Origin of the sequence: Roseibium sp. MMSF_3412 (assembly GCF_030733265.1) — a bacterium.
Taxonomy (GTDB): domain Bacteria; phylum Pseudomonadota; class Alphaproteobacteria; order Rhizobiales; family Stappiaceae; genus Roseibium.
Genome location: NZ_JASHJI010000001.1, coordinates 233898 through 250658, shown reverse-complemented (window position 1 = coordinate 250658; position 16761 = coordinate 233898). Strand labels below are relative to the sequence as shown.

General features: G+C 55.1%; 3 protein-coding genes. All 3 read left to right on the top strand.

Annotated elements, in window-relative coordinates:
* Window positions 1–161: 161 nt before the first annotated feature.
* The 3 genes from RBB49_RS01080 (at window position 162) to RBB49_RS01070 (ending at window position 16513) form a co-directional block, all read left to right on the top strand.
* Window positions 162–836 (top strand): hypothetical protein, encoded by a 675-nt coding sequence (locus RBB49_RS01080; protein WP_306140800.1) that lies wholly within the window; start codon window positions 162–164, stop codon window positions 834–836.
* Between the two features lie 744 nt (window positions 837–1580).
* Window positions 1581–14999, top strand: coding sequence for a DUF4214 domain-containing protein (locus RBB49_RS01075; protein WP_306140799.1), 13419 nt, complete (start codon window positions 1581–1583; stop codon window positions 14997–14999).
* Between the two features lie 1010 nt (window positions 15000–16009).
* Window positions 16010–16513 carry a hypothetical protein gene (locus tag RBB49_RS01070; RefSeq protein WP_306140798.1) on the top strand — a complete coding sequence of 168 codons (504 nt, stop codon included), beginning with the start codon at window positions 16010–16012 and terminating at the stop codon, window positions 16511–16513.
* Window positions 16514–16761 lie beyond the last annotated feature (248 nt).

The following is a 16761-nucleotide window of genomic DNA, read 5'->3' as shown; positions in this document are numbered from 1 at the left end:
AATGTAGAAATGAAATGATCTATCCGCAAGGTAATTATCGAAAATATAAGTAAATTTTTTATTTTGTTTTTGCTTAGACGTTCGGGGGGCTGTCATTACTGTCTTTGTCAATTGAAAACACAGAAAAATATTTCCTGCAATGGCTACAGGGAGGAAAGGCAATGAAACCTCAATATCGAAACTTTCTATGTCTGAGTCTGCTTGGATGGTTGTTTTTCTTTTTCTTTGTATTTTCGACACTTAAAGTAAACGCGTTAGAGTGCACAGATAAAAATTACCTTGAAAAAAGAGAAAGCGCTTCAGTAACTGGAAACTATAAAGATTTTTGGCATGAAATTGATTTGGGCAATCAGAATTGTATTCTAGACAAGCTTTACCAGAAGGCGATGCTAGTAATTATTGGTCATGTGAATGAAGATAAGTGCGCGGCCGTAAAATATCTTGAAGATGCGTTGTTATTAAATATGAAAAACAGTAGTAATGAAATTGTTTTCGAGAGAAATGAAAGAACATTCTTGGACTTGTTGGATGTAGTATATTCTGGAGGATATATACATTTATCTGCTGCTGAAGGGAACATGTATTCGATTTTTTTGGTTCAAAAGGATCGCGTGAGAAATTTGCAAAGCGGCTTCTTTTCAGTCGCCGCTGTGAGCAAAGAATTAAAAAAATATTCGGAGGAAACGCTATCAAAGTTATTACTTGTTGTTGAGAATTTGGACGTTGATGTTCAAAATGAAATACTTTTCTTAAATGGCATCTTGAAAGAAGAAGCTGCCTCTATAAGGCCTGCGTCCTCTTCTTCCGTCGAAATTATTTGCCCTCCAAGAACCTAAATCGTGAATTATACTTTTGTGAAGTTGAGGAGCGCTGCTTAAATGTCTGATCGTCTATCAACGGCTGAATTCAACGAAGTTGAGTTTCTGTACGCTCGCGCTGCTCGCGTTGGTTTAGATTTTTTGCCAAATAGTCTTAGGACAAGCACCGGGCAACTAAACACCGCTGGCCTAAGTGTGCTGGAAGGGGGGGTTGGTGCTGCTCTCGATAACGAAGCAATGATGGGTTTAGGCAATACTAGGCGAGTAGAAAGGAGACTTGCAGACGACCTTTCTCAGGTCAATCCGAATATTTCAAATGATGATTTTCAAGCACTATCAACGGGTATATCAGATTTAATACGTAAGCACTCCAATGAGCAAATAACATCTAAAGAATTAGCGAGAAAGAACGAGTTTTTCGATTATCTTGCTCGCGTAATAGTACAGCAGGAAATTTATGACCTAGTAGTTGATGAATACAAAAAAAACATAAATGTAGATGAAGCATTGAATAAATCGAAGAGGGAATTGTTAGAAAATGGTGTGAAGACATATTCTGACCATTTAAGAGAAAATATCATTAAGTGCTTTCCTAGTAATACTCTAGTATCAACGTCAGAAGACGAGCGCAAACCAATAGGCGAATTGGGTGAAGGCGATTTCGTCTTGTCGTACAATCCAACAGATACAAATGGCCGCGGTCGTTTTTCTCTGAAACAAGTCGCTCGCACCTTTACAAACATTACTGACGAATGGCTGCGTTTGAGTTGGGTTGAGGATGGTGAGGCGAAGGAACTCGTTACCACACCCGGTCACCAGTTTCTGGCAGCGCAAGGTGGGTTCAAGGAAATCGAAAGCCTTGTTGCCGGGGGGCGTGGCACAGTTGTTCTGGCTGACGGTTCGGAGGCAGAGGTTACCTCCGAGCGTATCGTCTATTCGGCTGCGACAGCAGACATGTTCGAACAGGCCCAAGGTTATGTCTATCCGGAGAACGGCAATCTTGCGCTGAAGCCAGTCTACAAGAAGGGCTGGAAAACCTACAATTTTGAGGTTGAGGATTTTCACACCTATGTCGCCGGCGGTGTCCGCGTACACAATGACTCCTGGAACGAGAAGGAAGCATTTGGCTTCGAGTATCCAGGTTGGAGATCGCGCGACGGAGTGGCTTCGATTGAAGTCAGTGATGGTGTTCGAGCGCCGGTGAATGGTGAAGACATTGTTCAATATCTTGTTGAGCAACCTGAACCGTACCGGAACACCACTCTTGCGCGAGCAGAAGCAGTTGGGTTCGGACTTGGAAAGCAAGGCTTTAGCGACAAAGAAATTCACTATGCTTCGTGGCAAGAGATCACCAGTCTTAGAGGCGGACCGACAAGCGAGCCAATCACGGATCCGCGAGAATTTTCAAAACACAACAGCGCAATCGGCTTTGGAAAGAACAAAGGCCAAAGAGATCCTGACGCCGCCGCTCCCGGCTCGAACCAGAATTCCGGTCGCGATACGGAAAGTTCCGCGGTTGACACGACACGCTCGCGGGAAACGGGCATCGGCAGTGGTGGTCTTGGTGACTATGACAACGACGGTGAGGTCAGCGCACGCGAGTTCAACCGGGCGCGATCTGCGGGCGAATACAAAGACGGTTCTGGCAAATCCGACGGCGAGTCCGGCGGCAATGGCGGCGGTGGCAAGCCGCCGATCATCTTTGATCTGGATGATGACGGCATCGAGGTGACCGCCCTCGACCGCTCGACGATCTTCATGGATACGGCGGGTGACGGGTTTCTGCGGCGCACCGCCTGGGCGGGCGAGGGGGACGGGGTTCTCTATTTCGATCCGGATGGACGCAACGAGATCACGGAAAAACGCCAGTTCATCTTCACCGAGTGGGACCCGACGGCAACGAATGACCTTGAAGCCATTGCCACCGTCTTCGACACGAACAGCGACGGTGTCCTGAACGCCAGCGATGACGACTTTTCCAAGTTCAAGCTGATGGTGACCCTTGCGGACGGGTCGATTGTCTCCAAGACCCTGGCCGAACTGGGCATTACCGAGCTCGACCTGACGGCGGATGCGACCAATATCGAACTTGCCGACGGGTCCGTGATCACCGGCAAGACGACCTTTACGCGTTCCGACGGAACCACGGGAACGGTGGGCGACATGCTGCTGGCCTCGGAGGTCCAGGGGCACCGGGTTGAACAGGTGGAAACGGCGGATGGCAGCGGCAACCGGCTGCTGACCTCGACCGCCTATGCGGCCGATGGCAGCAAGGCCTACGAGATCCAGTCCACCTTCAGCCCGGACGGACTGAATGTCACCAACCGCTACGACGACAATGGCGACGGGGTTGTCGACCGGATCCAGACGATTGTCACGGTGGTCAATCCGGATGGCAGCCGCACGGAAACGGAAACCAATCTCACCGGCAGCGACGCCGCAACGGCTGTGCTGCAAACCCGCATCGTCACGACCACGAGTGCCGACAACCGTGTCGAGACCATCGAGCGCGACCTGATGGGTGGGGGCTGGTATGACCAGCGTGAAGTGCGCACCGAACATGCCGATGGCAGCTGGACGATTGTTGTCAGCGATCTTGCGCAGGACGGTTCGGTGATTACCAGCCGTTCGGAAACCGTCTCGATTGACGGTCTTGTGCGCACCGACGGCACGGATCGCGACGGCGATGGCCTGGCCGATACAACCGTGACCCATACGGTGACGGTGCATGCCGATGACAGCCGGACGGAAACCGTCGCGACCACCAACCGGGACGGATCGCTGCGCGCGCATGTTCAGGAAGATGTCAGCGCGGACGGGCGCACCAAGGCGATCCTGCGCGATCTGGATGGTGACGGCATTATCGACACGCGCGAAGAGCTTGCAATTACCGTTGCTCCAACCGGTGAAACCACCTCCGTGCTGACCGTCAAAAACGGTGACGGGTCGGTGCGCAGTTCCTCCACGACGGTGCAGTCTGAGGATGCACTGACCAAGACGACGGAGCTCGACCAGGACGGTGACGGCGACATTGATGTCAAAACCGTCGAGGCGACGGTAATCCATGCCGATGACAGCCGCGAAACGACGGTGACGGTGACAAACACCGATGGATCGGTGCGGTCGAAAACCAAGGAAACGCTCGGTGCGGACAAGGTGAGTTCCACAACCTGGGCGGATCTCAACCAGAACGGGAGTTTTGAGTCAACGGACCTTGTGTCTTCTGTTGCGGTCAATGCTACAACCAATGAGAGAATAACGACAAGTTACACACGCAATGCGGATGGCTCCGTCAACGCGAGCACAACTTCAACGACAAGTTCGGACGGTCTGACCAGGACCGTTGCAACCGATCTGGACGGGGACGGCGACACGGATCTGACCGTCTCCGACGTCACGGTTCTGAACGGAGACGGCAGTTCCAAACGCACGATCACGACCCGCAATCAGGATGCGTCGCTGCGGACAGTGAGCGAAACGGTTACCAGTGCAGACAGTCTGACAATGACCGTTCGAACGGATGTCGATGGCGATGGCCAGTTTGAGGAAAAGACCGTCGATGCGCGGGTATTGGAGACCGATGGCGGGACAACCCGAACGACGTCCAGCTATGCCGGTGACGAGACTACGCTCCTCTCTGAGACCACCGTGCATGACAGCGCCGACCGGCGCATACAGACGATCACCATTGACCGGGATGGCGACGGCAACACGGACACGCTCTCGGTCAGGAGCGAAGGCAGCGACGGGGCGCTCACACTGACCGAGACCGTGACGGCGAATGACGGCACGGTGCTGGGGCAAACGGTGACCAGCACCAGTGCCAACGGTCTTGTGACGGAGACGGCAACGGACCTTGACGGTGATCTGAGCGCCGACGTGTCGGCGACGCGCACGACGGTCCTGAATGCGGATGGCAGCCAGACAACCACGCAGCAGTCCTTCAATGGTGATCTGTCGCTCAGAAGCGCCTCTGTTGTGACCGTCAGCGATGACGGGCTGGAGACGAGCACGTCGACGGACAGCGACGGAGACGGCACGTTTGAGCGCGTCGTCACCGAGACCGGCGTTCTGGAGAGTGACGGCGGCACGACCGCGACGATGGACATCCGGTCTTCGAACACGACGCTTTTGAGCCGGACGCGGACGGAGGTCAGCGACGACGGTCTTGTGACCACCGTCAGCACGGATGCAGATGGCGACGGAACCTATGATCTTGTCGAGACGTCCACGACGGTTCTGAACGCCGACGGATCGACAGATGTGTCCAGCGAACTGCGCGACGGTACAGGTCTTCTGCGCAGCGCATCGACGCGAAGCGTCTCCGACAATGGCCGTTCCGTTGTCACGACCGAGGATGTCGATGGCGATGGCACCACCGACTTCAGGACCACGCAGACGATTGCCGATGACGGTGTTGCCACGGCCTTGTCGGAACATCTGGCCGCGGATGGCAGCCTTCAGAGCCAGACGCAAACGGTTACCAGCGCCAATGGCCTGGAAACGACGTCCAGCACTGATGGCGATGGTGACGGCATTTTCGAGACCAGGGTCAAAACCACCCGCGTTCTGAATGCGGACGGGTCGGAGACCGTCACGACCGATCTTCTGGGCAACGACGGCACGCTCTGGTCAAGGACGCTTGCGGACACTGCCGATGACGGCCTCACGAGCAGTCTTGCCGACGATATGGACGGCGACGGTCAGGCGGATAGCACCATGTCGCGCCAGACGGTGATTGCACAGGACGGAACGGTCACAACAACGACGGATCTGACCGCCCAGGACGGATCCCTGATCGAACATTCGATTGAAAGCGTCAGCGGCGATGGCCGCACGACGTCAATGCATGTTGACCGGGACGGGGATGGTCAGAACGATGAGGAGATGGTCACGACCGTCGGCGACGATGGTGTCACGACAACAACCTCGTCCTATTTTGCCGCGAACGGCACGCTGCTGGCGCGGATGACCGCGACGGAAAGCGGCAATGGTCTGACTAGGACGATGGCCTACGACCTTGACGGTGACGGCACCAATGAGCGGACCCTTGCCGCTGCCATTACCCTTGGTGCTGACGGCAGCCGGACAAGCACCGTCGAGCACCGGGACGGTGCGGGAGCGCTGCTTGCCAAGGAGCAACTCACCACCTCCGAAAACGGGCTTGCCAGCACAGCGTCCCTGGATCTTGATGGCAACGGCACATTCGAGACCAATACGTCGTTCACCACGACCTTTGCCGCAAACGGCGCGACCGACGAGACATGGGAAACCCGCGATGCGGCAAACACGGTGAGGGCCTCCCAGACGCGCACGACCAGCGGTGATGGTCTTGATGTCACCCAGTCGACCGATTTTGAGGGCAACGGCACGGATAACCGGGTGAACACCCTTCAGCTTGGCGCGTCAGGCGGCAGTACGGAAACGGAAAGCTTCTACGGTGCCGATGGCACGCTGCTGCGCGACTACGGCACCACAGTCAGCGCTGACGGGCGCAACGTGACCTCCACGCTCGACCGGGACGGCGACGGGGTGGACGACCTTCACATTGTGACGGAGATCGATCTCAGCCGCACCGAGACGGTCACCTATACGGACAAGGCAGCCGACGGATCGGCTGAGGCCATCATCACCCAGACAACATCGGCCAATGGCATGGGTCAGACCTATGCCTTTGACATCGATGGCGATGGCACGACGGACACTACCCGTGTCACCACCAGGTCCTATGACACAGCCGGCAATGAGATCAGCATCTTTGAGGAACGCGGCGCAGACGGTCGTCTGGAATTCTCCAGCACGACAACGACGTCGGCCAACGGATTGCACTCGACAACGGTGGTGGATTCCGACGGCAACGGGGAGGTGGACAACACTGAAATCACTGTCACCACCTTGAATGCCGACGGATCGACGACGACCAACAGCACCGACTGGTTCGACAACGGCGCGCTGCGTTCCAGCTTCGAGGAAACCGTCAGTGCCGATGGCAGAACGGTTACCCGGGCGTATGATTTTGATGGTGACAGGGCAACTGACAAGACATTCGTCTCCGTGACCGGAGCAGACGGCAGTGTCACGGTCACCGAGACGGCGTTCGGTGACAGGGACACCCGGAATTCCGTGACCACGACGTCGTCTGATGGACTTCAGACGACGATCCTCCGGGATGACGTCACCCAGACGATCAACCGCTCTCCGGTGGAAAACGGCAGTTATTCCTGGGACAACGGCGTTGCGGCGACATCGTCGGATGCGCATATCATTGTCTCCCATACGGTCGATGGCCTGGGCCTGGAAACCTGGGAGATGCGCGAGACCGTGAATGGCACCACGGCGGTCTTCACGCAGACATTCGACGCCGAGGCCAAGGAGCGTCTGCTCGCCGAAGCCGCACGGATCTACGATGCCGTTCTCGATCGGGACATGGATCTGTCGGAGGTCGAGGTCCTGGTGGAACATGCGGCCGACAGCCAGCTGGACCGCGTGGCGCTGACCGAGGCGCTTCTGTTATCGAGCGAATATCTCATCCGCTACGGGTCCTTGAGCGATGCCGGTTTTGTCGCGCGGCTTTACCACAACACGCTCGGCCGTGAACCGTCTCTCGACGAGCTTGAAGGCCATCTCTCGGATCTCGACGGCGGCACGGTCACTCGTGCGCAGATTGCGGCGGATCTGGCAGAATCGGCTGAACATATTGTGGTCGGCAACGGCCATACCGAGACCAACAATCAGGACGTCTTTCTGATGGATCTGGAGAAGGAGGACCCGCTTCAGGTCTCCTTCGACGGTGGTCCGCTCGAGGTGGAAACCGACGATGCCCATATCCTGATCGGCGATGCCACTGGTCAGACGCTGAATGGCAGCGGCTATGATGCCCTCTTTGGCCGGGACGGCAACGACACGCTGAACGGGGGCAACGGATCAGAAGCCCTTGTCGGCGGCGCCGGCAACGACACAGTGAAGGGCAACAACGGTGACGACACGCTCGCCGGCGGCACCGGCGACGATCGCCTGGAAGGCGGTGCAGGTGACGACACCTACTATTACGATCGCGGTGACGGCGATGACATCATTGCGGACACCGGAAGCGGGACCAATGGCGACACCCTCGTCTTTGGCGCCGGCATTGGCATTGAAGATCTCAAGTTCACCGTTTCCGGCTCTTATCTTATCATCAGCTTCCATCCCGAAAGCGCTGAGGACGCCGCTTCCGCGGCAGCGCTCGGTCTGGCACCGCTCTCCGGCTCGATCATCATCCCAAGCTGGTCGACCGCTTCGCGGCGGATTGAACGGGTTGTGTTCGATGACGGCGAAAGCTACTGGCTGGGGCACCTGACCTCCTTCAAGGATGACACGGCCGGAACCGGTACGGTCGCGGGCAACAGTGCCAATGAATGGCTGGCCGGGCTGGACGGCGACGATACGCTTACAGGCGGCTCTGCCCATGACCTCATGCATGGCGGCGCTGGCAACGACACGCTCACCGGAGACGCCGGCAGCGATGTCCTCCTCGGCGGAGCCGGAAATGACGCGCTCAACGGAGGCAGCAACGACGATTTTCTTGATGCAGGCTCGGGCGACGCCACGCTGGGTTGGCAGAGCCTTGACGGCGGCACGGGAGACGACCGGTTCGTGGTCGCGCGAGATGCCGGAAAAGTTAGCGTCACAGAGCTTTCGAACCAGGGCGACGACACCCTGTCCCTCGCGGATCTCAACATCAGCGACGTGACGGTCTCCGTCTACGACTACTCGACCGGTACCGACAATCCGCTCGGAGAGACATCCGAAACGGAACCGGACGCGCTGGTTCTGTCCTGGAACGGTGGCGGCACTTCAGGAGAAGCCTGGCTGAACGATCTCGGCCAGAACTTCGAACGCATCGTTTTTGCCGATGGCAGCTCTGTCAAAACCATTGCCGCAAATCAGGATGGTGGGCTTGATCTTACCGGCACCGATGAGAACGACTTCATCACCGGAAGCGACGGAAACGACAAGATCATAGGTGGTGATGGCCAGGACACCGTGTTTGCGGGCGATGGCGACGACGAGGTCCACTATGCGCTTGGCGACCGTTTCTGGGGCGACAATGGCGGTGCGCGCGATGTTGGCGGTCAAGGCACCGACACGCTTGTCGTTGAGGCGAGCTCGGGTTTTGTCACGGATCAATTCTCTGCCCTCGGCTTCGAAATCTTCAAAGGCGCGGAACTGAATGACCGTGTTGCCGGTGAACTCGATTCGATTGACTATCACCTCGATGGCGGCGCCGGAAACGATATCCTTAAGGGTAGCGGCGGCAGCGACACCCTGATCGGTGGTGAGGGTGACGACACGCTGGACGCAGGGGCCGGCGTTGCGGGCAGGACACAAAGTGTCGACGGCGGTTCCGGTGATGACACCTACGTCATCGGGCCGGAGACGTCCCATCTCTGGATCACCGAAAATGCCGATACAGCGATCGGTGGCAATGACACGCTGCAATTTGTCGACATTGCCGAAGACCAGCTCGAAATTGAACTTTTTGACGATCCTTTGCTCGGAATGTTCACCCAGATCTCCTGGGGAGATGCGGCGAGCGGCAAGTGGGTTCGCTTTGCCGGAACGTCCGTACCCGTCGAACGTTTCAGCTTCACAACCACCGAAGAAATGAACGCAACACCTTATGTTATCCGTGATCTTGCGACGAATGTGATCGAGAAGGTCGGTGGGAGCAATACGGCTTACGACCGAGGAGCTTATTCTGAGGAAGGGTTCGTCGGGGCCGGAGTGTTGACCACGACGGTTGATGCAATTGGCAAGCACGTCATGTTGGGCCTTTCTGCAGAGCCAGGCGACCCTGGCTATGCTTCGATTGACTTTACACTTCAACAGAATTGGGACGGTCAGCTCCGGGTTTATGAAAGCGGTGTGCAAATAGGCACATTTGGAACGGTTAATGTCGGCGATGAGCTGAGCATTGAGCGCCTCGCGGATGGCACGGTTCGGTATCTGCACAATGGCGACGTCGTTTATACCAGCACACTCGTATCCGACATTTCGACGTCGCTCCATGCGGATGCGAGTTTCTACGCGCAGGGCAGCCGATTGGGTGAAACTTTCATACAATCCGGATCCGGCGCAAAGGAACTTGTTTCCTGGGTCACAGATCCGAATTTGGAGATCGCAGGCAAGTTCGACGCTATTTTGCCGTCTTTCGATGACCTGAACGGCGACGGTTTCGTCGATGCTGCCCTTGCGGACGAGGACGGGTCTATCTGGACGCGACTTGGTGATGGTCAGGGCGGGTTCGGTGAGGCGCAGGCGCAAGGCCGAGGATTCGCCGGAAATGGTCTCGTCAAAACCGGTGGTGTTCACGGCACTTTTGATGAAGGTGCATTTTCTATAGATGGGTTCGTCGGAGTTGGGTCTCTCAAGACGATCGTGTCACGAGGCAATCTGAACAAGGCGATCGGACTCTCGGTCGAGGATACCAATGCCAGACACGATTCGATCGACTATGCGTTCTATCAGCGCAATGATGGACAGCTGCAAGTTTTGGAGAACGGTGTCAGCCGGGGGATTTACGGAACATACCATGTCGGTGACGAGCTTCAGATCGAAAGGCTCGCCGACGGTACGGTTCAGTATTTGAAGAACGGTGTCGTTTTCTACACAAGCACGGTGTTGTCCGATCTCGCGACGGAACTCCATGCAGATGTAGCGCTCCAGCATCATGGCAGCAGCGTTGGTGACACCTATCTCCTGTCCGGATCGGCAGCGGAAAAATTGGTGACCTGGCAACAAGGGGTCGGAGTGTCGGCTATTGATGTCGGCGTCTCAGTTTCCACGAGCTTTGAAGACCTGAATGGTGACGGTTTTGCCGATGCCATCCTGTCGTCCGAGGACGGGTCGATCTGGACCCGGCTTGGCGATGGCCAGGGCGGGTTCGGCAAGGCCCAGGCCCAGGCGCAGGGCAGGCACCTTGCGACGAACGTTCTGGAAAAGACCGGCGGTGGAACGGATTGGGACGGGGGCGCTTATTCGGAAGAGGGGCTTGTTGGTGCTGGGTCTCTCTCGACCACGGTTTATCAAACCGACAAGCCCATAATGGTTGGTCTTTCTGAAGAGCCCGGTGATTCAGGCTATCAAACGATCGACTTTGCAATTTACCAGCACGCAGATGGCAAGCTGCGGATCTTTGAGAGTGGCGTAGGACAAGGCACTTTCAGCTCTTATCACTTTGGTGATGAGTTGAGCATCGAACGCCTCGCCGACGGAACGGTTCAATACCTGCAAAACGGTGTGGTGTTCTATACGAGCTCGGTTTCGTCTGATCCTGCAACCGAACTGCATGCGGACGCCAGCTTGCATACAACAGGCAGTCGAATAGGTGACACGGTTCTCAAGACCGGCAGTGCGCCTGGTGAACTCGTGACCTGGATTCCCGATCAGCACATGACAGTGATTGGGGTCTCGGATCCTGTCACGACGACCTACGAGGACCTGAACGGCGACGGCGTTATGGATGCTGTCCTGTCGGGCGAGGACGGGTCTATCTGGACGCGCCTGGCCGATGGCCAGGGTGGGTTTGGCAAGGCCCAGGCGCAGGGCAGGGATCTTGCGACGAATATTCTGGAAAAGACTGGGGGTGGCAGCTCCGACTATAATCGTGGCGCGTACTCCACGGAGACATTTGCAGGGGTCGGTAGACTAACCTCTAAGGCCCTTCAAACAAACAAAAAGCTAGCTTTTGGTTTGTCTGCGGATGGACGCGCTTCTGATCGCGCGTCCATAGAATACGCCATTCTACTTCACGAAACTGGCGATCTCAGAGTTTTCGAGAATGGCGTCAAAATTGGTTCATTTGGCAACTACCACGTTGGTGATGAACTGAGTATTGAGCGGCTTGCCGATGGCACGATCCAGTATTTGCAAAACGATGTTGTTTTCTACGTCAGCACAGTTCAGTCGAATACAACGGTCGCCCTGCACGCCGATGCAACCTTTTTGCATGAGGGAGGACAGCTCGGAGATACAGTTCTTCGGCAAGGTAACGGTCTTGGAAACCTAGTCACCTGGGTTCACGACCGTGATATCACAGCTGTTGATGCCGCTGGGGCCGTCAAGTCGGAGTATGCCGACCTCAATGGCGACAATAACATTGACACAATTCTGGCAGCTTTCGACGGTTCGATCTGGACGCGACTTGGTGATGGCCAGGGCGGGTTCGGCAAGGCCCAGGCGCAGGGTCGGGATCTGGCGACAAATGTTTTGGAAAAGACCAGCGGCGGAACGGATTGGAACGCGGGAGCTTCATCAGAAGAAGGTCTTGTTGGTGCAGGGTCTCTCTCGACCACGGTTTATCAGACTAATAAGCCTATAATGGTTGGCCTCTCTGAAGAGCCCGGTGATTCAGGCTATCAAACGATCGACTTTGCAATTTACCAGCACGCAGATGGCAAACTGCGGATCTTTGAGAGTGGCGTAGGACAAGGCACTTTCAGCTCTTATCACTTTGGTGATGAGTTGAGCATCGAACGCCTCGCCGACGGAACGGTTCAATACCTGCAAAACGGTGTGGTGTTCTATACGAGCTCGGTTTCGTCCGATCCTGCAACCGAACTGCATGCGGACGCCAGCTTCCATACAACAGGCAGCCGAATAGGTGACACGGTTCTCAAGACTGGCAGTGCGCCTGGTGAACTCGTTACTTGGGTTCCCGATCAGCGCATGACCGTGATTGGGGTCTCGGATCCTGTCACGACGACCTACGAGGACCTGAACAGCGACGGCGTTATGGATGCCATCCTGACGTCCGAGGACGGCGCGATATGGACACGTCTTGGCGATGGCCAGGGTGGGTTTGGCAAGGCCCAGGCGCAGGGCAGGGATCTTGCAACGAATGTAATTGAGAAAGTGAGCGGTGGACACGGCCACTGGAACCGTGGCGCTTACTCCGAAGAAGCATTGGTTGGTTCTGGTACGCTTACGACTACGGTCTATCAGACGAACAAACATACGGCGCTGGGGCTGTCGACAAGCCCGGCAGCTGAGGATTTCACGTCCATTGAGTTTGCAATTTATCAGGCTGCGAATGGCTTACTCAGCGTGCACGAAAGCGGGACCTCACGCGGACAGTTCGGCGCGTACAGCGTTGGGGATGAACTTCAGATCAAACGACTTCCAGACGGGACTGTTCAGTATCTTAAGAACGGGGACGTTTTTTACACCAGTACCATTGTGTCTGATCCAGCGACGTCTCTTTATGCCGATGCAAGTTTTGCTTATCATGGTTCGCGCTTGAACGACACGTATCTGCAGGTCGGCTCGAGTGCTGCAGAGCTTGTGACATGGGTGCATAGTCCTGATGTCGTTGCAATCGCACCAACAGACGCGGTTTCCACGAACTTTGAAGACCTGAACGGTGACACCGTCGTTGATGCCATCCTGACGTCCGAGGACGGCGCGATATGGACACGTCTTGGCGATGGCCAGGGCGGATTTGGCAAGGCCCAGGCGCAGGGCAGGGATCTTGCAACGAATGTAATTGAGAAAGTGAGCGGTGGACACGGCCACTGGAACCGTGGCGCTTACTCCGAAGAAGCATTGGTTGGTTCTGGTACGCTTACGACTACGGTCTATCAGACGAACAAACATACGGCGCTGGGGCTGTCGACAAGCCCGGCAGCTGAGGATTTCACGTCCATTGAGTTTGCAATTTATCAGGCTGCGAATGGCTTACTCAGCGTGCACGAAAGCGGGACCTCACGCGGACAGTTCGGCGCGTACAGCGTTGGGGATGAGCTTCAGATCAAACGACTTCCAGACGGGACTGTTCAGTATCTTAAGAACGGGGACGTTTTTTACACCAGTACCATTGTGTCTGATCCAGCGACGTCTCTTTATGCCGATGCAAGTTTTGCTTATCATGGTTCGCGCTTGAACGACACGTATCTGCAGGTCGGAACCGGTTCCGCAGAGCTTGTGACCTGGATGCATAGTCTTGATGTTGTTGCAATCGCACCAACAGATGCGGTTTCCACAACCCTTGAGGATTTGAACAGCGACGGCGTTGCCGATGCCATCCTGTCGTCTGAGGACGGGTCGATCTGGACACGTCTTGGCGATGGCCAAGGCGGATTTGGCAAGGCTCAGGCGCAGGGCAGGGACCTTGCGACGAATGTGCTTGAGAAAACCGCGGGCGGAAATGCCTGGAACACCGGAACTTACTCGGAAGAAGAATTCACCGGGGCTGGCTCACTTACAACGATCGTTTATCAGGTTGGCAAAGATCTTCTTGTTGGTCTTTCGGTTGATGGCAAAGACAACAGCTATACATCGATTGACTATAGCTGGTATCAAACTGGTAGCGGCCGTTTGTTCATATACGAAAGTGGCTCGAGCAAGGGGCAGTTCGGCACTTATGCAGTCGGTGATGCATTGAGCATCGAGCGTCTGTCTGATGGAACGATCCAATACCTCAAGAATGGAATTGTTGAATACATAAGCGCTTCCACAGTGGACCCTGGGGTTGCTCTCAAAGCGGATTTGTCTGCGTACAATCAAGGTCTAAGGGTCGGGGAAACAACACTTAGCGTTGGCTCGGCTCCTGAGAAAGTCGTAACTTGGGTCCAAGACAGCACATTTGCTTTGGTTGATCTTTTTGGCACCATCGCGACGTCTTACGAAGACCTTAATGGCGATGGTGTCACCGATGCCGTCCTATCGTCTGAGGACGGCTCTATCTGGACGCGCCTTGGCGATGGCCAGGGTGGGTTCGGTGAAGCGAACCAGTTGAATAGTCAAGAGGAAGGTCACACTGTCGAATTCTTGAACGGAACGACCGGAAACGACACGCTTTCAGGAAGCGGCAATGCCGAGTTTTTGTCTGGTGGTGCCGGCGACGATATTTTGAGCGGTGCCGGTGGCAGCAATGTTCTCTCCGGAGGAAGCGGCTCGGATACCTTCGTCTTCACAGGCGCAGGTGCCTCGAGCGACACCGTCACCGATTTCGAGACAAGTGGAGCTGAAGCCGATGTTCTCCAATTCGAAAGCGCGGTATTTGCCGACTTCAATGCCGTTCTTGCAGCCGCTGCGGACGACGGCACGGACACAACCATAACTCTGGATGAAGACACCGTTGTCGTCTTGAAGAGCGTTCTGGTCTCAAATCTGCAAAGCGACGACTTCGAGTTTGTTTGATCGTTTTTGGTTCGCTGTGAACGTCGATTTTGAACTTAGGTCAGGGAAAGAGGTGGCTCGCCAGTCACATGATTGGTGACTACTTCCTTTTCCCGCCCCTTTTCCAATCCGATGCGGCACGCTGCTCATTTGTTGCATGGACAGTAGATAGGGCAGGAGGGACGGGGATAGGCGGCAATGATGCAATTTGGTGCGGGCTAAAAATAGCCTTTTCGGACAGCCTGGACAGCGCGGACGGTAGATTTTCTGTTTTGACTTGAAGCGTCTATGTGGTGTGACACTTGATGTATGAAACGCTGCCTTCTGCTTCCCCGGTGCTTCCCCGAATATCAAGCTTTTGGCGAAATGACTTCTAAGTTATTGAATTAATTGGAGCGGGTGAAGGGAATCGAACCCTCGTCTTAAGCTTGGGAAGCTTTTGACACACGAGATCCTGAAGTATTCAGGACAGTTGGCAGGCTCGGCTGACATGGCGATCTGACCCGCTCGAACCCCAGCTGCAACACAGGGGGTGGATATCCGAAACACCTGTGCAGCGCCCATGATCGGCCGTCCCGGCGCGATCCTTGGGCCTCCGCGCTCGGGGGCTGAGATATGCCGCTTGCACAAGATGAGCCGGGTCACAAAGGGCGGGAAACAGATCCTTGTTGTGGTCCGGTCAAATGATCAGATTTGGGCGGGAAGCGGACTGGCCGGTTCCGTCCACAAAGTCGTTGAAGTGAATGTTCAAGCGGCGCGAGTTCGCGGCCGGTTTGGCCCGGAGCGGTCATTGACACACCGCGCAGCGAAAGCCCGCTTAGAGCCCAAAGCTCAAGATGTTGCAAATTGCACGAGTGTCTGCTCTAAGTTGTTAGACTTTCGAGTTATAGAACATGGATAGCCATCTACGAACGTTGATAAAGTCCTAAAGAGTCGATTAACTGCGATGGACCCAAAATTCGGTATGGAGAAGCTCATTAATTCAAAGCACCCTACTAGATTTGTGGGTATGTTGAGCTCAGGTGAAAGAGATGCCCGAAGATTCAATTGATTTTTTGATTGAAGAATACAAGGCGGCCCGCGCCGAAATTTTGGATCGTAGCCGCTTGGATCAGCAACTCCAACGAAATGGCAACCTTTCGATTATTGCAGTCTTGGGTATTTACTACTCTGGAACTTTTGACATGGACAACCCATTCATATTGTTAGCAGGTTCAGCGATTGCTTTCTATACTTTACTGACACAAGCGCGTTTCAAACTCTACGGGATGAGGCTTGGAAGGTATGTCAAATCAATCGAAGACCGCATTCACGCAGGTAGTAACAGTGTCGAATTGGGTTGGGAAACACAGCTTCAGAAAATCCGCGCCGAAGAAAAAAACCCTCCTTCGAACCTGACCGGAAATTTGATGCGAGTAGTGAAGGGCGAAGGTTATGCACTCGGCGCAACGCAACTTGATCGAGTTTACTGGTCCGTCGTTTCAATAGTTCTTCTCTTATTGTTTATGTCCGAGCTTGTTTTCAGCCTCTTTTGACTTTGTTCACCAGTGCCACTAAAGAAGGTGAGCTCGATAACTTAGATCGGTTGTTCCACTCAACAGGATGAATGCCAGGTTTGTCCGCAGAGCTGACCTTCGCTCAAACCACCGCGAATGACAGCTTCCCGCCCATCCTGTGAATTTGCTGCGCCTTAAATGGATGTCCGCTCTTGGGCGCTGCATTCAATACGGCGCATGACCGAAATGGTGGCGCAAAGCCGTCATAGGATCCAGCGTTTGCCGAA